Source organism: uncultured Nostoc sp., assembly GCF_964245575.1.
GTDB lineage: Bacteria > Cyanobacteriota > Cyanobacteriia > Cyanobacteriales > Nostocaceae > Nostoc.
Window position 1 is genome coordinate 1 of the sequence record NZ_CAXTNP010000041.1, and the last position, 25448, is coordinate 25448.

Here is a 25448-nt window from a genome sequence, read left to right on the forward strand (position 1 = left end):
ATGTAGGAGATAACCAAGGAGCAATTGAGGATTATACTCAGGCTATTAAAATTAACCCCCATTATGCAGATGCTTATAAAAACCGTGGGATTGCTCGTTATTTATTAGGCTCTCAACCGGGATTTCCCCAAGCAATCAAGATTAATCCTAAAGATGCTATAGCTTATAAAAAACGTGGTAATGCTCGTTCAGATTTAGGAGATTTTGAAGGAGCGATTGAAGATTATACTCAGGCAATACAGATTAATTCAAATTATGCAGATGCTTATTACAACCGTGGTAATGCTCGTTCAGATTTAGAAGATTTTGAAGGAGCAATTGAAGATTATACTCAGGCAATCCAGATTAATTCAAATTATGCAGATGCTTATTACAATCGTGGCAATATCCGTTTAGAAATAGCAGATAAACAGGGAGCAATTGAAGATTTTCAAAAAGCGGCAGACATCTATCGTCAAGAAGGCAAGCTAGAAGCACTCAAAGATACACGAGAAAAAATATTAGACTTAGAAATAGAAGAATCATTAGATATTTTAAACTTCTAAAAAATCGATTAATTCGGATAAATAGCAATTTTTAGCTACCTGAAACTCATATATAGCAATCCGATTTGATTCCTGAATTACTCGTAGAGACTTTTTACTGGGGACACAACGACTGCGCCCTTCGGCTACGCTCAGGACAAGCTCAGTGCATCGCTGGGGACTGGGGACTCTTTACTGGGAAAAAAGAATAAAGGTGTACTGAGTTTTTTTCACGCAATCAAATATGAGTCCTATAATACAATACGCTTGGGTTAAGCATTTCTTCTTTCTCTTTGCGTCCTTTGCGTCCTTCTCTAACGAGACGCTGCGCGTTCGCAAAGCGTTCCGAAGGAAAGGCGGTTCGTTAAAAAAATTGACTTTAACAAAAAGTTTTAGCTTTAACCCAAGCGTATTGTCCTATCTCATTTGTGAAAATTCTCCCTGTCCATATCCCCGACTTAGTAAAAGTTGTCCGGGATATATAGCTTTTCCTAATCAGATGAGTTACATCATAGCCCCCTCTGGAAGAGCGGGGAGGGGGTTGGGGGTGGGGTTTTTCTACCTCACAACTTAGGTCACAAAATTGCTCCAGTTTCTTTCAAATAAACCCGCGTAAATGGTTCATCTTCACCCAAAGAATAATCTTCAATCAACCCTTTGCGACGGATGGAAATGTCGTTGCCTTTTCTAATCACCACAGTCGAGTCATCGAAGACATCCCGCACCAACATCATCTCAGTTTCGGTGGGATTATCCAAAACTACCATATTACTACTGCGGTAAAACATACCCTCTTCATCTAGGATATCTTCCGCATACTCGGCAATCAGCAAATCAAGTTTTGGATGACGCAGCAAAGTTTGGACATTGCTGTTGTAATTTTTGCTTAATACTTTTTTGGAGCGATTCACAAAAACTGCATTACGACAAATAGCGCCTATTCTCCAGTTGGGATTTTGCAAAAGGATATGGTCAATTGTTGCTTGCAGTTCTTCAACTGAGATTTTATTAAAGGTAATAATCGGTATCCTAGAATCTGTACCCGACTCAAAAAAGGTTTCTAAGATATAAGAAGGCACATCAACGCTTTCACCAACAGAAGGTTTAAGATGCATTAAAACACCTGGTGCAGCGTTGATTTCCAAGATAGCAAAGTTACTGGATTTCCAAGATTCTGAGAGACTTTTCGTAATGACATCAATACCAAGGCAAGTCAACTGGAAGTGTTGGGCAATATCTTGCGCCAAGATAATATTGTCATCATGAACCGTGTGCGTTGCATCGATGCTCATACCTCCGGCTGAAAGATTGGCGACTTTACGCAGGTAAACAGTGCGCCCCTTCTCAATCACGCTGTCCAATGATAAGCGCTGTTCCTCTAAATAGAGTTCCATCGCTTCATCTATCTGAATTTTACTCATCGGCGAGGTAGGCGTGTCTAAGCGTGCAGGTTTCCGGTTCTCTAAGCGGATTAATTCTGCAAGCGTTAAATAGCCATCACCAACAACCGATGCTGGACGGCGTTCTGTGGCGGCGACAAATCTGCCATTGACACACAACAAACGAAAATCTGATCCGGAAATACTTTTCTCAACAATTATCCGAGTTAGCTGATCTTCGGGAATCGCTGCCAGTGCCCTATTATAAGCAGCTGCAAGTTCTTTTGAGTCCTGCACGTCAGCCGTAACGCCAATTCCTTTGTGGCCTACCACTGGCTTAACTGCCACTGGGTAACCAATTTGTCTTCCTGCTGCCAAGGCTTCCTTTTCAGAAAAGACGATATCGCCTTCAGGAACTGGAAAACCCAAGGTTTTTAAAAATGCCTTACAGTCATCTTTGCGGGTGGTAAACTCCGAATCTAGATGGCTATCACAGTTAAATGTTGTTGCTACCCCCCGGACATGTTTTTTTCCTAAGCCGTATTGCATTAATCCTTCTTCCCACAAATAAAAGGCGGGAATACCTTTTTCGTAGGCTGTTCGCAATAGGGCGTAAACCGTGGGGCCACCATAGGCAGAGGCGCGGAATTTATTTTGCAGCCTCACTAACTGTTCATCAAAGTTAAAGTCTTCATCTTGGGTAATAGCTTCAAACCAATCCCAAACAAAATAAGCTACCTCTCTAGTTGTGCGTTCATGTAGTGATTGGACGCTAATCCGCACGAAATCTGGATATGGCTTGACACTCCAACGGTTAAGGTGCAAATCCATATCCAGTTTTCCGACTTCGGACACAACTTGGGCAAATAGATGAGCATAAGATTCGTAGCTTTGGCTGCCCAGATTTGGATAGCGATCGCCAATCCTTGCAATATAATTTTCAATGGGCAAACGCTCTCTAGACTCAACTAGAGCAAAGTCAAATACTAGCGCCCCTATATCTAAATAGGGGTTAGGCCCAATATAATGCTTGAAGTTGAAAATATCGAATACATCCGTTCTTCTAGCATTAATGCGGACTAAATCACTGCTTTTTTGTAGAACCATTGATTACGAACCTTTGGCTAAACACCCTGAGATTTTAGATGCTGAGTTCTGGTTACTCAGACTTATTGATTGTAAATTGATTCACATTAATTGTAGAGCGTGATGGCAAAGCCATTGACCTAATCAGAACCCAGACTAAACCTATTAGTAAGCATTTTCAACTATCTCAAGGCATAATTTAAACCCCCCCTACCTCAGCAAAGAAAAAAGTACTGTCAATTCATCCTCTTGAATAGTCAAATATATAACCTTTGAAAGGTGCAACACCCAGCCAAAAATTTGTATAAATGAACGTGCGGTATTGAAAAGACAGCAAAGTATGAATAGCACAGAAGCTGCTCTAAGAGATGAAATTCGAGAACTTGCTGAGGAAGCTTTTCACCAAAAGCTGATCTCTGGGCATGGTGATGGCCCAGACATGGATGAGTATCAAATTGTCTACCAAGGCAAACCCAGGCATCTCCCACTAGAACAAGCACGTTTTTTCTTAACTAACTTGCTTTACAGAAGTCGCATTCATTAGGACTTACCATCCGATATCTAATTGCACCCAGCTAGGGTTAATACCAATTATTAAATAATTGCACGATAAATTTTTAATCGGCAATTAGTAATGCCTTTAGAAAATAACTCTAGAGGCAATCGCTGCTATGGCTTTTATTAAGTCAACGAAAGTTAATAAGGATGGTTATTTTTCATGTAATTTTTTGAAAAAATTTTTTGGTTTCGTTGCGATGTCTAACGACAAGCCGCTTTGCGTCTACGCAAATATCAATACTACCTTCTATAAGGTAATCTACCAAAGGGATGCTTGTATAATTTTAATTGTCATGGTTTAGTGAGATTTATTAATTCAAGTCAGGGGGCATCATGGTACAGACTAATATCAAACGGCAGTTGGTAATTATTGGGGGAGCTGAAGACAAGGATGGAGATTCCATAATTCTGCGGGACTTTGTGCGGCGTGCTGGAGGTACGAAGGCGCACATTGTAATTATGACGGCGGCGACAGAATTACCAAGAGAAGTGGGAGAAAATTATATTAGAGTTTTTAAGCGACTTGGAGCGGAGAATGTTCGCATTATTGATACAGAAACCCGTGAAGATGCATCTTCATCTACCGCATTGGAAGCAATTCATAAAGCAACTGGGGTATTTTTTACTGGAGGAGATCAAGCTCGCATCACTAGCATTCTCAAGGACACCGAAATAGATACGGCGATTCATCAACGATTCTCTGAAGGTGTAGTTATCGCAGGTACAAGTGCCGGAGCTGCCGTAATGCCAGACGTAATGATTGTGGAAGGCGACTCAGAAACACATCCTCGGATTGAAACTGTTGAAATGGGCCCCGGTCTTGGTTTTCTACCAGGAGTGGTAATTGACCAGCATTTTTCCCAGCGCGGACGCTTGGGACGCTTAATTTCAGCTTTGATACTACAGCCTGCTGTTTTGGGATTCGGTATTGACGAGAATACCGCTATGGTCGTGACAGATAACCAAATTGAAGTGATTGGTCAAGGTGCGGTTACGATTGTTGATGAATCAGAGGCTACATACAACAATATGGACGAAATTTTGAAGGATGAGTCTTTGGCGATTTGCGGAGCAAAGCTTCATATTTTGCCACATGGCTTCAAATTTGACTTGAAAACCCGCCAGCCTATCCTAAATAATGGCTCTGTGGCAAATATGTCTGTAGCTGTTGGTTGAACAACACCTAACTTTTAGCAGGTGCGTTTAAATTGAGTCAATAATTAATAATTGTAGATTACTGACATTTATTTCTTGAATATCCTCCCAAGTACTCTCAGAAATAGCGGACATAGCCCCGCATTTTCAGCAGGAAAGGGGGGATTTGTTGTTAACAAAACAGAATTCAGGAGTCAGGAGCCAGAATTCAGAATTAAATTCTGTGTGACACTTCGGCTACTGAAAGCCTCGATCAACGATTCAATAGCGAAGCGATCGCTTCATTGATAGACTCTTATACCAATTCACGAAAATCCTGATACATATAGATTTATCGTAGGGGCATGGCATTGCCCATTGGTGTCAACTTCAGGTGAAAGCCTAGTCTGATAAGCATTTGTAAATTCGATGTACCACCTAAATTTTAGATCCCCCCTAACCCCCGATAAATTGGGGGGAACTAGAATCTTGTGCCCCCAATCGGAAGTTGAGGGATTTAAAACTACGGTAAATTGCGTCTTATAGGCTTTTATTGACACTTATAGGCCAATACAGTTCAGTTAAGCATCTCTTTCTTCTCTCTGCGTACTCTGCGCCTTCTCTAACGAGACGCTGCGCGAAGGCGGTTCGTTAAAAAATTGACTTTGGTAACAGACTTTTAGCCTTAACCCAAGCGTATTGACTTATAGGCATTGCCATGCCCCTACCAGCGTATTTATATCATTGTGAAATTGGATCACGTTTACTTAACCTACGTTGTGCTAAACCAAACCAACCTGATGAAAGATACATCCTGGTTTTGGGAACACTAGATTTAGCACCAGACTTAACAGGAAAGGGTTGATGTCTAAAGGCGAATGGAATAACAGATTGAAAAGTACAGTTCCCCTGCAATTACCCATAACATACTTAAAATCAGTGAAGCGTAATACAATTACCCATGAATTTGACTCTGGTTCACAAGCAGAAATACTACCTATACACGAAAGTGACGACATATCGGAAGCATCCAAGCTACTACGGCAAGGAATTCAACAGCAGCAAGCTGGTGAATTAATAGCGGCGTTGAAGTCCTTACAACAATCCTTGGGGCTGTTTCAGGCAGTTGGGGATTTGCAAAAACAGGCACAGGCACTTTCTTTTTTAGGATTGGTAACTTACACTGCTGGAGACTACAAAGGTGCTATCTCCTACTCCGAACAGTGTCTGTCTTTGCTGAATAAGAACTCAGATTTAGCATTGCAGATGCAAGCACTTTCCCATTTAGGGAATGCATACCGTCATCTAAATGACCATAACAAGGCTATTGAATTTTTAGAAAAGTGTTTAAAAATAACGCAACAGCTGCAAGACAAACGTAGTCAAGTAGCAGCACTGAATAATTTGGGATTGGTGTATAAAGCTTCGGGCAACTTTACACAGGCAATTGAGTATCAGCACCAAAGCCTAGAAATTGTCCGGGAACTCAAAGATAACTGGGGCGAGGAACAAGTACTCAAGAATTTGGGTAATGCTTGGTATGCTTTGGACAATTACCCAAAAGCGATCGCCTATTATGAGCAGTGTGTAGTACTAGCACGTTCCTTAAACCATGTTCGCAGTACTTCTCAGGTGCTAAAGAATTTAGGGAATGCTTGTTATGCCTTAGGTGATTATCCTATAGCCATTAAGTATTATGAAGAACGGTTGCAATTAGCTAGAGAAATTCAAGACAAGCGTAGCGAGGAACAGTCTTTAGGTAACTTAGGAGTTGCTTGTGAAGCTTTGGGTGACTATAACAAAGCCATTAAGTATTATGAAGAACGTTTGCTGTTAGCTAGAACTATCAAAGATCGACGCAGTGAAGAAGAAGCTCTTGAACGTCTGAAAACTGCTTGCTATGCCTTGGGTGATTATGCCAAAGCTATGCAATATCACCAAGGAACATCTTCAAATAATTCGTAATTCGTAATTTGTAATGGGGATTTATAAAGAGCCATAAAACTTGCTGATGCCATTAGTTTTCTTGACAAAAACGCCCAAAAATCGTTGAAAAATAAGAGAGGGAATAATTAATAGTTAATAATTAGTTAATAATTAGTTAATAATTTCAAATTACTCGCATAGGTCAATTTCTCCGATTGTCTTTTGTTGCTGAAGATATCCAAGAACTTCTAATGTATCTACTTGGGGAAATTCCGCATAAAAATTACTCACACTCCAAAAGGGTTCCGGTGTTTTCAAGACAATTGTGCGATCGCCCCACTGTTCTAACCAAGGTAGCAATGTTTGTGGCGCTACTGGAGTACATAGCCAAACTGCTGCTGGAGAAAGTGTTTTGAGAGCAGTTGCCGCTACCGCTATAGTCATACCTGTAGCAATGCCATCATCAACTAAGATGAGCGTCGCATCCTCTGCATTCACCTGCGGACAAGCAGGAATTAATAGAGCCTCAAGAGACTTAGCTTGGTTTATCGCTTTATTTAAAGCTACTTCCCGCCACCGCGCATCATGTTTAGGGCGAAATAGCTTTTGATCAGTCCAAAGAACATTTCCAAAAGTAGTCACTGCACCAATTGCTAACTCTGGATTTTCTGGATGGCTAATCTTTTTCGCCACAACAATTGTCAACGGACAATCCAAAAGACGGGCTATTGGTGCTGCTAATGGGACACCCCCTCTTGGCAAAGCATAAACAATTGGTACAGGCTTTACCCCAGAATCAATAGTTTGCTGAGTCAAAACATCATGAATCACTCGCGCCAATTCCTCACCCGCATGGGTGCGATCGGCAAAAAGTGGGGTATGTGACATGGTTTCCCCCAGCATGTTAGGACAGTACTGCTTTTATGATGACTGAATTTTGTCTCAAATTAACTGATACAATAAGATTTGTATAAATAATTAAGTATTCAGCAAAAGTCTATTAATTCTGATAAATCTCCAACCAGAGCAGTATTTAACTCAGATAAGACAGACGCTGCTGATACCAAAATCCTAATTTTCATGAGCAGCGAAACCCAACTCAGCCTCTTCGACGACTCAACCCTTAACCAACGAGAACTGATTCCCACAGACGCTAAAATTGCGATCGCTCCGGGAACTTATTCTGATATGACGCAGTTGGCACAGCATTGTAATAGCTGTCATCGTTGTCCATTGGGAGACACTCGAACTCATGCTGTCGTCGGACGCGGTAATCTTAAAGCACCAATTATGGTTATAGGAGAAGCGCCTGGTCAAAATGAAGACGAAACCGGCTTACCATTTGTAGGCAGATCGGGGCAGTTACTAGAGAAAATTTTGGCATCTGTAAATCTGAGTACAGAGCATGATGTATATATTGCCAATATCAACAAATGTCGCCCACCAGATAATAGAGTTCCTACTCCTGTAGAAGTGGCGGCTTGTTTACCCTACTTATTAGAACAAATTCGCCTAGTTGACCCCAAAATAATCCTGTTAACAGGTGCAACTGCTGTCAAAGGCATCACTGGCGATAAGCGGGGGATTACGAAAATTCGCGGACAGTGGCTGGAGTGGGAAGGGCGTTCATGTATGCCAATTTTTCATCCTTCCTACTTGTTGCGTAACCCTTCTAAAGAAAGAGGTGCGCCTAAATGGTTGATGTGGCAGGATATCCAAGCAGTGCGTGCCAAGTTAGACGAAATCCAAAATAACAGCTAATAAACATCTAATGACTCAATTTTGGATTTTAGATTTTAGATTATCCACTGTGAGAAAGTAATTTAAAATTGGAATAACCAGGGTATAACCAGAAGTGTAGTGACCAAAACGAAGTTACTATTACATCCAGTCATTCAGGGAAATTAGCCCATGAGCTTCGTTTTAGAGCGTGAAATGCCTCCTCTCCGAGAAGATGAAACTGGAGCAATTCGAGTTGGCAATTCAAGAGTTTTGCTAGAGGTCGTAATCCGAGCTTTTCAGGATGGCGCATCCCCTGAGTCTATTGTCCAAAGGTACTCGACCCTATCATTGTCAGATGTTTACAGCACCATTGGTTACTATCTTCGGCATCAAAACGCTGTAAAATCCTACCTTAATCATAGAGAACAGTTAGCTGAATCTGTACAGCAACGTTTGTCCAGTGTTCAACCTGATTTGAGTCTCATTCGTTCTCGCTTATTGGCTCAACAACAATCTTAAAAGTGGTTATGTTGAGCTTGTTAAGCGATGAAAACTTTAATGGCGATATCATTCGAGGGCTATTTCTGCGTCAACCCAATCTTGATTTACTTCGGGTTCAAGATGTTGGTTTACGGGAAGTAGACGATCCAGCGATTCTAGATTGGGCAGCAACCAATGAACGCATTGTTTTAACCCATGACCGTGCAACAATGCCAGACTTTGCTTACGAGCGATTAATAACGGGAAAGCTGGTGTCAGGATTATTTGTAGTTAATGACCGGATGCCAATTAGACAGGCGATTGATGAATTGCTGCTACTTGTTGATTTTAGTAAGCAAGCAGAATGGCAGGGAGTTGTACTCTATCTACCTTTATGAGTAATTTATACGAAGTCTTGAATTACTTAGCAGTCTTTTTTATACCTTGCCATCTTTCTCGTAATTGCTTCAAATTAGGAGGATGACCACCATAACGCCAACTAACATAGGCTTGGCTAATCTCATCTATTACCTCAGCAGTTGCTGGGGCATGATGCTGATATGAGACTCTGGCATACTCTAAAGGTGTTTGTGCTGGATGCTTACCTAAACCTTTTTGGGTTGTCCATTGCAGCATTTGTTGATAAAGGCTCTCCATTGCTGGCAATTTCTTTAACCATCGACGATTGCGCCACTCTCGCCACTGTCCCCAACCCAGCCAACCAAAGAAAGCTGCTGTAATTGTCAAGATTAAGCCAGTCAATACGCCAAACCAACCTTGAGAGAATAAAGCGAAAAACCAAGCGATCGCTCCAATCACCCACTTAAATATTGTCTCAAATACATTATTCAACAAACCTGTCACTGGAGAAGGCAACCACCCAGCAACCCAATGCCACAACTGACGCAACACACTAAAAGTCTGAGTATCTTCCACTGATGGAGGTATGAGGGGATGATTGGGAATCGGGTCAAAGGCAAACCAGCCATATTTAGGAAAATATACTTCCGTCATCGCATAAGCGTCAGTATTACGGACAACATATAGCCCTGTAAATGGATTAAATTCTCCTGCACTAAACCCTGCTACCAACCGGGCTGGGATGCCAATGGAACGCAACATTACCGTGAGAACTGTTGAGAAGTGGTCTGGATAACCGCCTTTATATTTGAATAAAAAAGCTTCTACTAAGTCATCTTTTTCTCCAAAATAAGGCAAATCTAAGGGATTTTGGGGAAGAGAGTAACGTTGCTTTAAATATTGAGCTAAGTAGAGAGCCTTTTCATACGGTGAATTTAGGCTTTTAGAAGACTTTGTTACCCCTTCCCGACTGTAGTTAGCGAGAATTTCTTCGGTACGTTGTCGAACTTTTTCGGCAATTTCGGGAGGAATTTGCAGATAATGCTGTTTAATATCTCGTGGATATTTAGTAGAAGCTTCACCTAATTTAGTGCGATCGCGGTATGGCACTTCAGAAACTACTGTGTAGGTGAGTCCTTCAGATAATTCCACAGGCGATCGCAATCCGTCTTCTTTATCAACCGCGATCATTGGTGTTGGAAAGTAAATCTCTTTGGGATAAGCCATCGCCGGAATTAGGTTAGGCAAATCCGCCACTACTGTATAAGTTTGTACTATCTCTTGGGTTTTACCAGTAATCAGAGGTCGGTTTAAGAAGATTTGGTAAGACCAAGGCGATCGCTTGATTGTTGTAACATCTTCATTACGGGAAACTTCCCATCCCTTACCCGTATAACGGTCAAATCCTAGAACTCGCCAAAAACCCTCAGCTTGCGATCGCACCCGCATCACAACTTTCGGTTTCATCTCGCCCCGCAGGTTTTGGTTAATTTGGCTATTAAAACCGTAATAAAAGTTATTATCTACTTTACCTGGTTCACCAGTTTGATTTTGTCCCGTACCACCGCCTTGATCATCACCTTTACCTTGGCGGACATAACCAGGATTAATGATACTACGTCCGGTGAAATTACCTTTTATTGGAATAGCAGAACTTACAGGAAAATTCCGTAACTGATAGCCAGGAAATCTGGGTAAAACAGCAAAAATTGCCAGTCCTAGACCGACAATTAGCAAAAAATTCAGAATTAAAAATTTAAAATTAAGAGTTGAGGAATTCTTCTGATTGAATTTTTCCTTTTGAGTTTTTAATGGTTGCAAACCCAAGCGGGAGCGATAATCTAATACTAAAGTGGGCAGAGCAATCGCTAAAAATAACAGCAACACAGGTGCAAATGCGAAAGTCTGACTTAACGTTGCCGCCACACCCAATAAAATCAGTCCTATAACAATCGAATAGCCCAAATTTTTCCGGCGGGGTGTATCAAAGCTATGTAACACCTGGAGTTGAATTAATAACTCTGCCAAACCCAACCGCGTATCATTCAACTCTCCTACTAACCGCCCAAAGAAAGCACCCAGTGCTACCAACATTCCGATAGCGATACAAAACTTAACTGCAACATTGGCATCCCGGCGACGATAGTAACTCCAAATCGCACCCAATACACTTAGGGGTAATGCCCAAAAGCTGAATGAAGTTTCGGCGGCGATATCCGTCGCCACAATTCCCAAAACAACCAACGCTAGTACCAGTACCCGTAAGGAAATTGAATCTTCCACCTCTATCAAAGGCGATCGCTGCGAATTTTGCTGCCATAAATTACCTACAGAGACACGCCAAAACCGATTCATATTGGATAAGTTAAGCATTTCGAGTCTAAGTGAAAATTCCACGGAAACAATGCTGAGGACGAAACTGTTCGCCCTACTTTAAAGTATTCCCGTTAAAAGAAGCTTTCTTATCCTGCCTTGATGCATCTATGAAGGTTTAGTGCGTATTTTAAAAGTTAAATTCCTCGCAGGAGTTTCAAATGTTAAAAAAATTGACTTTATAGCGTTTCCTAATTACATGAGGTATGTCAGAGCAAGCTCTCGAAGAGCGGGCAGGGGGTTGAGGTTCTTGGGGTTTGATAAGTAATCAAGCAAACATGATATAACGTTACCGCAAATTGTAACGCCAAGTGTGAACATAATTTTGTATAAAAAAACAACCCTACCGAATAAATTCGTTGTGAAAAATTAGTGGCTTGGTAAAACAAAGGCGAAATCAGCACAACACAAGAAACTAACTCGTTTCCCAGGCTTTGCTAGTAACCCAGTAGACTGACGAGTACCCACAAAAAATCAATTATGGGATGGAGGGTGAGTTTACACCCACTGCTTACCTGTAATCACACTTAAATATAAGTAAGCACCCTGTTGTAAGTAGTATCTAGAGATAGAAAAAGCCCCAAGGCAACAGCTAGACAATAGTTACCTTAAGATATTCGGCATTACGTACTAGCGGTGGCAATTAAGGTTACACAGTGGGATTAATGACAAATAAAAGCGGCTGTTCGTCTATTTCTGGAAACTCAACTTCCAGAGTATAAGTTGGGTTAAGTTGTTCGCAACCTAACTCTACACTTAAGTATCCTGGAGTCGAAGATGTTGCCATTGCTAAAGTGCCACTTTTGCGAAGTGTCAAAGTTCCTTTAACAGGTAACTCAGCCTGAACAAGTAACTTCGTAAGTTTACCTACAGACTGATACTCTACTCTAATGTTCAAATTACCGACAGTGGTTAGCCATTGTCTTTCTACCACCGGACTAGTTGCTGAAAGTGGTAGAGTTAGATTTTCCAGCAGTTGTTTAGCCGCCAGCAAGGACAAAGCCATTTGTTGACGCGGTTGTAAATCTGAATAATCGCTCTGAATATTGGGCATTGTCTCCAGAGTACTTACAGACCGATAGGTGCTTCTTAGCACCAATCCCGCGATATCGTTCAGTGCTTGAGACTCGTTGGGAAAAAAGTTCTCCACCACTTGAACTAATTTTGCTCCCAGAGGTACTGAAGATGTCACCAACGCCTGACATTGTTCCAGCAATTGCTGAAAAACTCTTTCCGGTAAGGGAAGCGGCAGGTTCAACTTCGACTGTTGTACCATCCACCCCCAGGTAGGAACGAGCGTCATTGATGGCTCATCAATAAAGTCGGGATATTCGATTAATTGTGTTTCCCAAGGAAATAAAGGTGGGTGGTCTTGGGCTTGGATTTGTAAGCGATGCTTAAGGACAGATTGGAAACGATCTAGCACAGTAGGAATTTCTCCCAATTGAAAGGTCTGGGGCGTTCCTCCCAATTTTGGCTGACTGCTTTTTGAAGTAGTAGCTTCATTGTGGAGGTTTTTTACCCCGTCATTTTCCTCACATTCTACAGATTGGTGGTTATTTTTGACATTATCTGTCAATAACCAACCGAGACACTGAGATTGTAAGGATTCTGAGTCACTATTCATGAGTAGATGCACCTGATCCGGACACTAATGAGTTACGAATTTCCCAAGCTTGCTCAAGAATCTTAAACCATCGTTTTTGAAGTTGTGCCATTGACAGCCCTAAAGTTTTTGCGATTTTTTCATCGGCTTGTCCTTGTTGCTTCAACTCTAGTAAAGATCGTTGCTTATTGTCCAGCTGTGCTGTATATACTTGCCATTGCTGGGGAGTTAAGCCCAAATTGGTGTGCAAAGAAGCTTCCAGCCACTCGTGAACCAATTCCCAACGGTGTAATAAAGCAAACCGAATCAAATGATACTTGAAGCGCTGCTGTAAGTAATCTCTCTGACGAGGGGTTAAACCTAAAACCGACTCAATTTCCTGTGCTGATAGATCCTGGAGGCGGAGGGAAAAGTAATCAGCACAGTCAGATTGTTGCCGTTCTTCGAGATAATTCATTAATTCTGTAACCACAACGGAACGCAAAGTATCTTCTTCAGGTTCAGGTTCGGCTTGCGTTGCCATTGTGGAACGTAATTGATGCACTGCTGGTTCTTCCCAACAACCATCGGCTTCACTATTGCTGCCTTCTGCGGCTTGTTCTATATCTACGCTGGTTTCTGGGGGCTGCTGTTGAGAAAAAGTTTGCGCCCGCAAGATAATTAGCTGCTGCTGACGGCCTGGTAAGGGAATGCGTCGCTTGCCGTAGCGTTCGGTAAATGCCATGTACTCGGACAATTCTAGAAGCGTCTGAGGGCGATAAGTAGCATCAAGTTGATTTTCTCGCCGGAAAGCGTTTAATGCCTCCAGATAAAAACTTTGTAAAAAATCTTCAATTATAGTCAGTCGCCCTTGATAACTCAATTGCTTCTGAGGCGGATTAATGTATCGATAAATAATTGCACTCAAAGTACTGTGTAATTCTACCCTGCCCCGATTTGAACCCAACTGATAGTACCTGAGACACTGTTGTAGCCGATGCCGAGCCAGGGTCATCGCCGAGCTTTCTACAGACCCAGAAGCTTGAATACGTTTGCTTTCATGGCAAATCCGATATACTTCGGTGGTAATACGTGTTGCTACATCGTGGCAATTCTGTTCCGAAGCTTTGGTTGATTGTTGAAACTCCCTGGACAGGAGTTGAAAGATCACCTCCACGCCTTTAGAATTTTCTCCCAGAATATTTGCAGATGGAATAGTTGCGGTTGCGGCTGAATTCATAGTCTCGGTTTTCAAAAGACCCTAAGTATTTAAATACAACCTGTACGACTGTGGGTATTGGCTTTTTTGATTTTACGTATAAGCTAAACGCAGACCAATCCTACATTGAGAATGTGGATGATTTTATTATTCCCAACTTCGATGGGATTGTTCACACTTTGATAGATGTTATTGCCATTACCCAGGAGCCGTATACAAGTCATTATGGATTTAGAAACACAAATTCAATTGCTGATTGACAATGCACCCCGCGATGGTATAACACCAAATCTGATTGCAGCAATTGCTCCTGCTCTTAGAGCGATCGCTCAAAAATTACGTCACTCCCAGTACTATATTCTCCAAAATTCAGAGTCAAGCTGGGTTTTAACTACATTGAGCAATCTTACTAATCCAGGATTGGAAAAGTGCGTTGTTTACGCTTTCCCTACCATACAGGATGTCTCTCTAATTTCCCCTGCTGGGCTTGACCCTCAAATGCTAGCTAAAATTATCCCTGTCACCCATATTTTGTTCCAATTGGTGGCATTGGAACCCGTAGATAGCATCATTTTTTTGGAGACGCCGGGTAAGACCACTCATACCGTTGAAATTCGGCGAACTGACCTAGAGAAACTCATGCAACAACAGCTACGACAACAGCGATCGCCTAAACAGATACCCCCTGATATTGCATAGAAAAAACTTGGATGTGGGATTTTTTAGATACAATCCCACATCCAAAATTTTAAATCTCAAATTTGTTTGAAAAAGTTTTTGATGAAAATAAATTAATGCCAGTTACTAACCTTCTAGTTGTTTAAAGAAGCAAGCCATCGGCTTAATTTTCTGCGTAATCTAAAATTGTTTAACAAACAGTTATCAGTGAACATTTTTCCAAATTTAGCTGACCATTAAGCAAAATTTCCCCACCTAATAACAGGTGGAAGGTTTGGCTTGGGGTCTAAAGTCCCATTTTTTACCTGTTAACTGGTAAATGATTTAAAAAAGACGGCTCAGTGTGTACTCAGCTATGTTAATCAATGCCTGGTGGGATTCTGAGGGTGGGAGAACTTCAAGATGTTCAATTGCTAACTTAGCATGGTGAGCAGCTAACTCTCGCGCCTGCTGTATGCCTTGACTATCTTGAATTAGTGCTAGTGCTTGCTCTAAATCTTCCTCTTGAGCGAACTCTCGCTCAATCAGCACTTCCAAGGATGGTTTTTGGGTTAAAGCAAATAAAACGGGTGCAGTCAGATTACCACTTTTAAGATCCGACCCCACTGGTTTACCCAAAGTATCTGTTGTACTGGTGAAATCTAGAATGTCGTCAACAATTTGAAATGCTATACCAAAATGACGACCGTAGCTATATAAATGCTCAACAGTTTCTCGCGAAACTTGACTGAGTAACCCAGCAGCTTTAGAACTGTTAGCGATTAACGAAGCTGTTTTGTAATAACTCTTCTGGAGGTAAGTTTCAATAGAGATACCAGCATCAAAACGATTCAGTCCCTGCTGAATCTCCCCAGTAGCTAAATCCATAATGACTTCTGAGAGGAGTTTCACCACCTCTAAATTGTCCAAATTTGCTAAATACCAGGACGATTGGGCAAAAAGAAAATCTCCTGCTAATATGGCAATGCGATTACCGAACAAACTATGAACGGTAGGAACGCCTCGCCTCACGTCTGATTCATCTACCACATCGTCATGTACCAAGCTAGCTGTGTGAATCATTTCTGTAATCTCAGCTAGGCGGCGATGACGCGGTGTAATGTCTTGTTCTAACATTGTTGCCCGCGATATTAGCAGGACAATTGCTGGTCTGATACGCTTTCCCCCAGCACCGAATAAATGTTCGGCTGCTGCAAACAGAATGGGGTGGCGATTTCCAACTAGCTGTTTTAGGTTATCTGCTAGTAGTCGCAGGTCTGCTTCCACAGGGGTAAACAGGGAGGTGGCTGGGGTCATGGATGGGCGGACTCTGACTTAGGTTACGAAAGTTTACATATCCTACACTCATTTTAAGATAACCCTGTGCCAGCGCAAAGTTTTCATAAGCTAATCCCATTTTCAGGAGTCTATAGGTGATATTTAAGGTTAATAGTGTATTTGTCAATAAGCAATTATGCCTAATTATTGGTAAATCATGTTTTAAGTAACTTAAAACATGAGTTATAAGTACATGGGAATAAATATCAGCTAATAATTATATTAAGTAGTTTCCCGGTAGACCTTTCCCGCCACAGATCAAAACAGAAATTAAGCAATATTGCCTATTGACAAAATAAATTTTATTTTAATAGTTTAGCAACGAGTCAGACTAAATTTCTTCAGGACTGAAGTGTAGCTATTCAAAAAACTTGAAATTTAGTAGTCGAGTCATCTCAAAATTTCAGATTGTTGTGTTACGCTAAAATATAGGAATTTAAAATTTTTCAGATATTTACACCCCAAAAGTAAGTCACCTAGTAGTTGATTTTACTGTGTCAGTGATGTAAGTCTAAAATAATCAGTCGTAGCTTAAAATTAAGGAAATAATTCCTTTTATTTTTCCTACGATCCGCGAAACTCCTGGTTTGGAGCTATGCGATATCCCTATGGGAAGCCGCTACACGTCTTCAGCGCACGTTGAGCGCAAGCATTGCTCCTTTCACAGCAATGTGATCAAAAATAAAGCAGATCAAGTAGACCGCAAAGAATCATAGTTTTAAATTGCCTTTTAGCAATCTAACTGCTGTGGGATCTATGGTCTGCAAGAAGCCGTATTAGACAATTAATTATTTATCTGTAGAGAATTTTATCTTTATAGATAATTTTACCATAGGAGACTACAGCCATCAAGAAAGTACTTGCTTGGCTAAGGTTCTACTAATTTTATGGAATTTTATATTTATTTAGAAAAGTGCTAGTAGAACAATGATTTACGGAAGTATACCTATGATGATTTTTATTTTAGCGTCTGGATATTTGTTCACAGTTTACCTGTTATTAGCACTGGCAAAGCGAACGGGTACAAAGACTGTTCCGACAAGTTTCCCTTCACCTGGCGAACGAAAACACAAGCAAGAGATATCAGTTAATAGTCAATAGTCATTTGTCATTTGTCATTTGTCCTTAGTCCTTAGTCTTTGGTCATTTGTTTTGATTAAAGGACTAAGGACTAATTATTTTTATTGGAGTTGGGAAATAGCGGTATCAGTGAAGCAAACCTCTTCAACCATTGGGGTATAGCCTAGCCACTGCACTCCTGACTGGGAAAACTGTTTAGGACAACCGCTAACGGCGAAGCGAGTTGGCAATGGGAGGTGGGTATTTTTTAAGCCTAGCAAGTCTAACTCTTGGGCACAAGCTGCTACGACATGAACAGCTGGGTCAATCAGTTGGACATGGGAGGGGAGGAGCGATCGCAGTACAGGTGTAAGGTGGGGATAATGAGTACAACCGTAGACTAAGGTATCAATTTCCTGCTCTAGTAAAGGTTCTAGGTAGGCTCGTGCTACTTCAGCAGTATAGGGGTCATGAATACGATTTTGCTCAATGAGTGGCACAAACTCTGGACATCCAACTTGCCAAACTTGGACATTAGGATCAATTTCGAGTATAGCGTGCTTATAAGCATTACTCTTAGCTGTAGCTGGAGTGGTAATTACACCAATACGTCTTCCTTGCTGTACTGCTGCCCTTGCCCCTGGTAGGATAATGTCAAGGATTGGCAGAGAAAACTCCTTACCTACCGTCTCCAGCGCTAGTGCCGAACTGGTGTTACAAGCCATAACAACCATTTTCACACCCTGCTTTTCTATCCAGGTGAGGATTTCACGCATAAATTGTACAATTTCTGCTTGTGAGCGGATACCATATGGAACTCGAGCTGTATCCCCAAAGTAAACAATTGATTCATTGGGGAGTTGCCGATATAGTTGTCGCAGTACAGTCAGTCCACCCACACCACTATCAAAGATGCCAATTGGGGCACGTTGTGGTTCTTGAGCAGAAAAATTGTCAAGATTCGCTTCAAAGATCGAAGATGAATACACAGGCAGATATAAATTTAGGTTTTGGGATTTAAGATACAGAATTTAGCAGACAATCTACAATTTGACCACTAAATTCTGGATGTTAAAAAAGTATAAATACCACCTTTTAATTAGTAATTTGTACTATATTAACGCTGTAAGTATTTTAGGATGCCACGAGCGATCGCTTCTGCCATCTGATTTTGATACTCTGGTGTTCCCAATCTGGGATTGTCTTCTCGACCAGTCATATAACCTGTTTCTACTAAAATCGAGGGCATAGAGCTTTTCCTGAGGACGTAGAATCTGGCTTTGCGGGTTCCCCGGTTTTTGATTGTACCGATGTTCTGGAGGATGGTATTGCGAACTACTTCAGCCAGAGCATAACCGCTATCATAATAATATACTTCTAAGCCATTAACATCAGGGCGATTATCAACCGAATTAGCGTGAATGCTGACAAACGCAGTCGCATTAACTCGCTCGGCAATTTCTACCCGTCCCTGAAGTTCTACGAAAAAGTCAGCATCCCGTGTGAGTACCGCCTGTACACCATTTTGCTCTAAAATTGCTGCTACCCTTTTACCAATAGGCAGGATTACGTCCTTTTCTAAAAGTCCGCCTAGACCTGGGGCACCTGAGTCTTTTCCACCATGTCCTGGGTCAATCACAACTAGTAATTTCCCTCTGGGAACCGAGGGGCGCGGCTGTGGCTGGGAGATAGGACGAGGATTATCTGTGGGGTTTGGGAATTGACTTAGGTTTGGCGATGGCAGAGGAGGTAAACCAATCGGGGGTGTAACGCTACCAGAGCGTTGTAATTCTAAAGCCAAAAGCTGGTCGCCAACCTGATTGAGTTCCCCAATTTGTACTCCGGCTGCTGGTTGAACCAAGACGACGACAGTATTGGATTCTTGTGGTTGCAGGCGAACCCGCAGGATAGGGCTATTAGCATTAAAAGTCGGGCCTGTAACTTTGGCAGCTAACCGAGCATTGTTGATGGTGATGCGGAACAGACCAGAAGTTCTATCCCAGCCTCCTGTAGCAGATAAAGCTTGGTCGCCTCTAATCAGCAGTTGTGTGCCATTACCAGCCAATTGCACAGACTCAATGGTAGCAAGTGAGGTGTTAGTAGATGGTATTGGATTTGGACTATTACCTCCAGGCAACTGGGCAACGCCACGACTGGGAAGAACTATAAAACCACCAATACTGCTAGTTGTTGCCCGCCAATTTTGACTATTTTCGTCCACCTGTAAAGTTATACGAACAACAGATGGGCTTGTTTGTAATTGGTTGAACTGAATGCGGCTAACACCATAGCGATTAATCGGCAAATCGCGCTGCCCTAGATTTGGTGATAAAGTAGCGCCAGTAATATCGATGTTAACTGCCCTTTGATCGTTGCTACGATTTACCTGAATCTGAGGATTACCACCATTGGTGCGGATGAAAAAACCATCGCCTGTGACTTGTAAGTTCTCAATTTGAGTAACTCTGGCAGCAAGCATTCCGTTTTTAGACGGATTAACAGGGTTTGCTGTCACCACGTTGTAAATATTTCTTTGGGAGAACACTGGTGGAGATGTTCTCGGTGAAGTCTGTGTTGCTATAGCTTGTTCTTGTTGCCCCCCAGTATTTGAGGGGACATTCTCAGCTACTGGCGTAGGTAATTGTACCATCCAGCGTTCACCAAGTGTCCCCGCAGGAGATTCGCCAGTTGTGCCAACAAATTGTACTCCCTTGGGGTCAAGAGTATAACCAGGAGTCAGTTCAACGACTATGCGCGTTGTTTGTTCGTCAAACTGCCCAACACGGATAGCGCGAATTGCACCGCCCACCGATTGGGTTAGCTGCGGACGCCCAAATGTAGTTCCTGGCAAATCAATTACCAAACGAGTGGGGTTAAAAATTAATTGTGCTTGAGGTTGAACATCCCCCGAAGTATTAATTTCCAGACGATTTTGGTTGGTATCAAAACGCCAAGATTGGAGTCTCGCGGCCATTGCCGGCGACGACAGCATGAAGATAGTTCCAATAGTACTGGATAGTAACCAGTGTAATTTCACAGTCCTTTCTCCTAATTCACATTCATGGGAGCCGTCAACATTTCAACATATTGGCAAATCCTCACACCGTCATCGCGCACACTTGAGTTTTGCGCTGTTATTAAGACACAGCTAATGGCGTAAAATATAGCACGCTCCTTTGATTTTGCCATGCCATGAGCCTATATAAATTTGACTGTCCATTTTAGATTTTAGATTCCTAATTTTAGATTTTTTTATTTTTGGTTCATGGCGGACTAACGCTTTGATACACTAACACCTCTTGTGGCGTGAAATAATTCCATCATCGAAAATTTAAAATTCTCAACCCCCATCCCTTTATCAGTGGGGTTAATCCAAAATCGTTCGACTGAGTGAAGTCCAAGTCCAAAATCCAAAATCCAAAATTGCTTGGCTTGCAAATCATCAAATGACAAGAACAAAGAAGCTACTCCTATCCCGCCGCAAAAATACTTAAATTGTTTACTACTAAATTGGATAAAAATGGGAAAGATTAGATGTATTTACTCAATAATTTCGACTAAATCACTTATCTTCTCTTTAGATACTGAAGAACGCCACGAGCGATCGCTTCTGCCATTTTATTTTGGTAAGCTGAGGTTCTGAGCCTAGCCATATCCTCTCGACCAGTCATATAACCCGTTTCCACGAGAATGGAAGGCATAGAACTTTTTCTGAGAACATAAAATCTGGCTCGCCGCACTCCCCTGTCTTTGAGAGTACTAATACTTTGAAGAATGCTACTGCGGACAATGCGAGCTAGACCCAGACCGCTATCGTAATAATAGACTTCCAAGCCATTAACATCGGGACGACTCGCACCTGCTGAATTAGCGTGGATGCTAACGAACACATCAGCATTAGCTCGTTCTGCTAATTGCACCCGTCCTGGAAGGGTAACAAAATAGTCAGAATCCCTAGTCATAATTACTTGTACACCATGTTGCTGCAAAATCTCAGCAAGTCTCTTACCAATAGGCAAGATAACATCCTTTTCGCGTGCCCCCCCAATACCAAGCGCTCCAGAGTCTTTGCCGCCATGTCCGGGGTCAATAATAACTACCACTCGCCCATTGGTAATTCGGCGTTGTGGTTGTGTTAGGGGCTGGGGATTGTGATTGTTTGGGTCTGGAAATGGCCCCCGGTTTGGTGGTGGTAGCCCAGGTAAAGCAAAGGGGGGTCTTCCGGGGAGGGCGACAACTCGACGAGAGCCTTGTATTGGTATCAAAAGCTGGTCGCCAATTTGCTGGGGTTGCCCAAGTTGCACTCCGGCTGCTGGTTGAACTAAAACAACGACAGTGTTGGGTTGTTGGGGTTGCAGACGTACCCGAAGAATGGGGCTATTGGGAGCAAAAGTCGGGCCTGTGACTCTGGGAGCTAACTTGGCATTGGTAATTGTGACGCGGAACTGACCTAAGGATCTATCCCAGATTCCCGTGGCAGATAAAGTTTGGTCGCCTCTAATTAGCAGTTCTCTGCCATTATTAGCCAGTTGTACAGACTCAATTGTTGCTGGGGAGTTGTTAGTAGGTAATCTGTTAGGTAAGGAGAGTGGTTGTGACTGATTGTCAAAATTATTATTTCCAGGCAATCTGACAACGCGACTAGGAAGAACCACTAAACCAGCGCCGTTACTATTAGTTGCTTGCCAGTCGGGGCTATTTTTATCTACCCGTAAAGTCAGGCGAACGCCAGGAGGTTGGCTTTGTAGTTGGGTGAATTCGACACGGCTAACACCATGTTTGTTAACAGGGATATTATTCTGTTGTGCCAGACGTGGTGATAAAGATGCATCAGAGATGTCCATGAAGATGGTAGCGCGATCGCGGCTCCGAATTAGCCGAATCGGAGGATTACCACCACCACTGGTGCGAATGAACAACCCATCACCTGTTACTTGTAAGTTCTCAATTTGAGTCGCCCCTCTTGTAGTAGTGGCAACCCTTGAAATACTAGGTTGCGGCTCAGAGTTTGGGGTAACAACAGTGTAAGCAGTTCTGGGAGAAGAGGCTACTCTATCAACTTCTGGTCTAGGTAATTGCACCCTCCAGCGATCGCCAGTTGTACCTACAAATTGCACTCGTTTGGCGTCTAAAGTATAACCAGGAGTCAGTTCGACAACTATACGGGTTGTTTCTGCATCAAACTGCCCAACCCGGATCGAGCGAATTCCACCGCCCACCTGTTGGGTTAGCTGCGGACGCCCAAATGTAGTTCCTGGCAAATCAATTACCAGCCGAGTTGGGTTGAAAATTAGTTGTGCCTGGGGTTGAACTGCTCCTACAGTATTAATTTCCAGCCTGTTTTGATTGGCATCAAATCGCCAAGATTCAAGTCTCGCAGCCATTACCGGCGACGATAGCATGAAGATAGTTCCAATAGTGCTGGGTAGTAACCAGTGTAATTTCACAGTTCTTTCTCCTAATTCACGTTCATGGGAGCCTTCAATATCTCAACTCATTGGTAAATCATCACACCGTCACCACCTAAACTTGACCTCTGATGCCTTTTCTAATTTTTTAAGCTGGTATAAAGACGCGCTTAAATCAGTTACCAGGTTTCATATTGGGTCTAAATCCCCATGTGAAATTTTCCACCTTTACAGGTAGGAACTCTGACTCCCAAGGAAGCTAGAAAACTAATAACTGATAACCGTTCACTGATAACTGTTTTTTGTTTTTCGCCATCAATGCACTAAATAGATAATTCCCATTACTGTCAGATGATCTAGCAAAATTTATGGGTGTTACTCCCCAATTACCTGGAAAATTTTCAAATAAAGGCTCACAAGCCAAGGGAGACTGGAAATAAATAACATTCCGAATGCTGGTAGAAATTATAAACAGACGATTATTCTACAATCAGACGGGACAGAAATTTAAGAAGAGAAGTTTCCACTGCATAATTGGGGATGAGGGGGATGAGGGAGAGTTATTGAACAAGTTTCTTCCCATTCCCCATTCCCTATTCCCCATTCCCAAAGATTAGCGATCGCTAGATTCAGGAGTTACTTCCAAATTGTCACTGTCATTTGATGCTGGTACCTTCAATTGAGGCGGTTCAATTACCAACGAGGTTCCAGAGGAACCATCTAAAATCAATTGGTCTGAGCCTGAATCCACAGTTTTTGGATCTGGAAATACAAATCGTAACAAAGGAGGAGCTAAAAAGGTTGTCAAGATAACCATCATGATGATTGCCGCCCCTAATGGTTTCGAGAGAGCGCCACTGGCTGCACCAACACCAGCAAATACTAATCCGACTTCTCCTCTCGGAATCATCCCTACACCGATCGCTAAACGGTTGATTTCCGGTTGACCAAACACGCTTAAGCCTGTGATTACTTTACCGAGAATGGCTACTGTGATCAGGAAAGTTGCCATAATTAGACCTTCCCGATTATCGGGAATTGCTGGGTTTAAAACTCCCAAATCGGTTTTTGCGCCAACAGTCACAAAGAAAATTGGCACTAACATATCGGCAATGGGACAGACTTGCCTTTGCAGTTCTTTACGCTTATCTGTCTCTTCTAAAACTAAACCCGCCGCAAAAGCTCCTAAAATTGCTTCTAAGTGGATGACGGCGGCAAGGTATGCCATAGCAAAAGCGAAGATGAATGCTGGTATCACCAGTCCACCGCGTGTTTTGAGTTTATCAGCGATCGCTACAAAGGACTTATTGAAAACATTGCCTAGTAGGATTGCTCCCACGATAAAACCAGTGGCGCTGATAATCAAATAAATGACTTTGCTTACATCCACCACGCCATCTTTCGCTAGGCTGGCAACTACCGCTAAAACGATGATTCCCAGTACATCGTCAATTACAGCAGCACCCAAAATAATCTGCCCTTCTTTAGAATTGAGTCGCCCCAATTCTGACAGCACTTTGGAAGTCATGCCAATACTAGTGGCAGTCAAAGCCGCCCCGGCAAAAATTGCGGGTATAGCACTAATTCCAAATAAAGTCATCAGCCCCACAGTGCCAGCAGCAAAGGGTACTGCTACTCCCACTACTGCAACGACGGTGGCTTGGATACCAACTGCCATTAAATCTTTTAAGTTTGATTCCAAGCCGATTTCAAACAGCAGGATGATCACACCCAATTCTGCCAAAACCGAAATGACCTCAGACTGCGCTGCAAACACGGCTGGAGTGGCTTCAGGCGTTAAACCAGCAGTGATTTGAAGGAAGGACATGATCAAAGAGTTAGAACTGTCTGTGCCACCTTCTGGAAACACTAAAAGGTGGAAAACAGAAATACCAACTACCACACCACCTACAAGTTCGCCTAAGACAGGCGGTAAACCCACTTGGTTTGATAACTCTCCACCAACTTTGCTGGCGAGATAAACGACTACTAAGCTTAGTAACACTGCTGCTACTACCATTGAACTGTCTGCGGCTGGTGTTGCGGTAGCCAGCAGAGGAAAAGAGAAGTTGATTGGATCTAACAAATGCATGGGTTCTCTGAAAATCCTTCTCTTTGATTTTGACGCGTTTCTGAAAAACATCCTATGGAAATGCTATTTGCAGCTTTTAAAACTTAATTTGTGTCATTTGTCAACTTAATCAAGCGCTGCTAGAAAACTTCTCAAACCGGGACTACAGATTTTAATTTATCGGTAAGCAAGTTCGTAGGGGACTTCCAAATAAAAAAATACTCAAAAAACTGGCGAAAAAACTCTCTCCTCCTTATTCCTCTGTGTCTCTGTGGTTCGTTTATTTGGAAGTCCCTAGTCAGGACTTCAGTCCTTATTCTCTAAGCACTTTAGTGCTTAGTACAAACCCTCAAAACGAGCTTGAGAAAATACTGTGTAATTTTTTTAGTTTCCAAAAATGTAACCATTTCAGCTTTTGACTATGGCAGTGTCAAAGTAAGAACATACAAATCGTATCTAGCCGCACTTGAGTTGTGAAAAACTTGTGGTGGCTGTTGACTCTTAACAGCCACTATAAGATTGCTACATACGGTTCTTAAAAACATCTGTGGATACTTTGAGGAGTGCAA

The 25448-nt window shown here is 42.2% G+C and carries 20 protein-coding genes; 9 read left to right on the forward strand and 11 right to left on the reverse strand.

Annotated features, from left to right (window positions below; translation table 11 throughout):
* Positions 1–545, forward strand: a 545-nt coding sequence (locus ACFFAP_RS09355) for a tetratricopeptide repeat protein (protein WP_375510953.1), incomplete at its 5' end; no start/stop codon positions are given.
* Positions 546–1099: 554 nt separating this feature from the next.
* Here the strand turns inward: ACFFAP_RS09355 and ACFFAP_RS09360 are convergent.
* The gene (locus tag ACFFAP_RS09360) at positions 1100–3010 is read right to left on the reverse strand and encodes an acetate--CoA ligase family protein (protein ID WP_375510954.1); all 1911 of its coding nucleotides are present in this window, start codon (positions 3008–3010) and stop codon (positions 1100–1102) included.
* Between the two features lie 319 nt (positions 3011–3329).
* On the opposite strand from ACFFAP_RS09360, the gene ACFFAP_RS09365 reads away from it, so the two are divergent.
* From ACFFAP_RS09365 to ACFFAP_RS09375, 3 genes are all read left to right on the forward strand, one after another.
* Positions 3330–3533 carry a hypothetical protein gene (locus tag ACFFAP_RS09365; RefSeq protein ID WP_375510955.1) on the forward strand — a complete coding sequence of 68 codons (204 nt, stop codon included), beginning with the start codon at positions 3330–3332 and terminating at the stop codon, positions 3531–3533.
* Between the two features lie 347 nt (positions 3534–3880).
* Positions 3881–4723, forward strand: a complete 843-nt coding sequence (locus ACFFAP_RS09370) for a cyanophycinase (RefSeq protein ID WP_375510956.1) — start codon at positions 3881–3883, stop codon at positions 4721–4723.
* Positions 4724–5545: 822 nt separating this feature from the next.
* Positions 5546–6646 carry a tetratricopeptide repeat protein gene (locus ACFFAP_RS09375; RefSeq protein WP_375510957.1) on the forward strand — a complete coding sequence of 367 codons (1101 nt, stop codon included), beginning with the start codon at positions 5546–5548 and terminating at the stop codon, positions 6644–6646.
* Between the two features lie 150 nt (positions 6647–6796).
* On the opposite strand, the gene ACFFAP_RS09380 is transcribed toward ACFFAP_RS09375, so the two are convergent.
* A complete protein-coding gene (locus tag ACFFAP_RS09380) occupies positions 6797–7495 on the reverse strand; it encodes a phosphoribosyltransferase (protein ID WP_375510958.1) in 699 nt (232 codons plus the stop codon).
* A 192-nt stretch (positions 7496–7687) separates the two neighbouring features.
* Here ACFFAP_RS09380 and ACFFAP_RS09385 point away from each other — a divergent pair, with 192 nt between their 5' ends.
* The 3 genes from ACFFAP_RS09385 to ACFFAP_RS09395 all read left to right on the forward strand — a co-directional run bounded on the left by ACFFAP_RS09385 (position 7688) and on the right by ACFFAP_RS09395 (position 9207).
* On the forward strand, positions 7688–8368 hold the full coding sequence (locus ACFFAP_RS09385; RefSeq protein WP_375510959.1) for a uracil-DNA glycosylase family protein: 681 nt from the start codon (positions 7688–7690) through the stop codon (positions 8366–8368).
* Positions 8369–8518: 150 nt separating this feature from the next.
* Positions 8519–8848: a DUF433 domain-containing protein gene (locus tag ACFFAP_RS09390; protein ID WP_375510960.1), complete on the forward strand. Its 330-nt coding sequence runs from the start codon at positions 8519–8521 to the stop codon at positions 8846–8848.
* Positions 8849–8856: 8 nt separating this feature from the next.
* Positions 8857–9207, forward strand: coding sequence for a DUF5615 family PIN-like protein (locus ACFFAP_RS09395; RefSeq protein ID WP_375510961.1), 351 nt, complete (start codon positions 8857–8859; stop codon positions 9205–9207).
* A 22-nt stretch (positions 9208–9229) separates the two neighbouring features.
* Here the strand turns inward: ACFFAP_RS09395 and ACFFAP_RS09400 are convergent, their stop codons facing one another.
* The 3 genes from ACFFAP_RS09400 to hetZ all read right to left on the reverse strand — a co-directional run bounded on the left by ACFFAP_RS09400 (position 9230) and on the right by hetZ (position 14367).
* Positions 9230–11524 (reverse strand): DUF3488 and DUF4129 domain-containing transglutaminase family protein, encoded by a 2295-nt coding sequence (locus tag ACFFAP_RS09400; RefSeq protein WP_375510962.1) that lies wholly within the window; start codon positions 11522–11524, stop codon positions 9230–9232.
* A 667-nt stretch (positions 11525–12191) separates the two neighbouring features.
* On the reverse strand, positions 12192–13169 hold the full coding sequence (locus ACFFAP_RS09405) for a PatU (RefSeq protein ID WP_375510963.1): 978 nt from the start codon (positions 13167–13169) through the stop codon (positions 12192–12194).
* Positions 13162–14367 carry a heterocyst differentiation protein HetZ gene (hetZ, locus tag ACFFAP_RS09410; protein WP_375510964.1) on the reverse strand — a complete coding sequence of 402 codons (1206 nt, stop codon included), beginning with the start codon at positions 14365–14367 and terminating at the stop codon, positions 13162–13164. The genes ACFFAP_RS09405 and hetZ overlap by 8 nt, the downstream gene beginning before the upstream one ends.
* 204 nt (positions 14368–14571) lie before the next feature.
* On the opposite strand from hetZ, the gene ACFFAP_RS09415 reads away from it, so the two are divergent.
* Positions 14572–15045: a hypothetical protein gene (locus ACFFAP_RS09415; protein WP_375510965.1), complete on the forward strand. Its 474-nt coding sequence runs from the start codon at positions 14572–14574 to the stop codon at positions 15043–15045.
* 303 nt (positions 15046–15348) lie between these two features.
* On the opposite strand, the gene sds is transcribed toward ACFFAP_RS09415, so the two are convergent.
* Positions 15349–16320: a solanesyl diphosphate synthase gene (gene sds / locus ACFFAP_RS09420; RefSeq protein WP_375510966.1), complete on the reverse strand. Its 972-nt coding sequence runs from the start codon at positions 16318–16320 to the stop codon at positions 15349–15351.
* 969 nt (positions 16321–17289) lie between these two features.
* On the opposite strand from sds, the gene ACFFAP_RS09425 reads away from it, so the two are divergent.
* On the forward strand, positions 17290–17442 hold the full coding sequence (locus tag ACFFAP_RS09425; RefSeq protein ID WP_375510982.1) for a hypothetical protein: 153 nt from the start codon (positions 17290–17292) through the stop codon (positions 17440–17442).
* A gap of 80 nt (positions 17443–17522) precedes the next feature.
* Here the strand turns inward: ACFFAP_RS09425 and murI are convergent, their stop codons facing one another.
* The 5 genes from murI to ACFFAP_RS09450 form a co-directional block, all read right to left on the reverse strand.
* Positions 17523–18389, reverse strand: coding sequence for a glutamate racemase (gene murI, locus ACFFAP_RS09430; protein ID WP_375510967.1), 867 nt, complete (start codon positions 18387–18389; stop codon positions 17523–17525).
* Between the two features lie 128 nt (positions 18390–18517).
* Positions 18518–20437, reverse strand: coding sequence for an N-acetylmuramoyl-L-alanine amidase (locus tag ACFFAP_RS09435; RefSeq protein WP_375510968.1), 1920 nt, complete (start codon positions 20435–20437; stop codon positions 18518–18520).
* A 236-nt stretch (positions 20438–20673) separates the two neighbouring features.
* Entirely contained in the window at positions 20674–20859 is a 186-nt protein-coding gene (locus tag ACFFAP_RS09440) for a hypothetical protein (RefSeq protein WP_375510969.1), read from the reverse strand.
* Between the two features lie 107 nt (positions 20860–20966).
* Positions 20967–22847, reverse strand: coding sequence for an N-acetylmuramoyl-L-alanine amidase (locus tag ACFFAP_RS09445; RefSeq protein WP_375510970.1), 1881 nt, complete (start codon positions 22845–22847; stop codon positions 20967–20969).
* 574 nt (positions 22848–23421) lie between these two features.
* On the reverse strand, positions 23422–24900 hold the full coding sequence (locus tag ACFFAP_RS09450; RefSeq protein WP_375510971.1) for a cation:proton antiporter: 1479 nt from the start codon (positions 24898–24900) through the stop codon (positions 23422–23424).
* Positions 24901–25448: the final 548 nt, after the last annotated feature.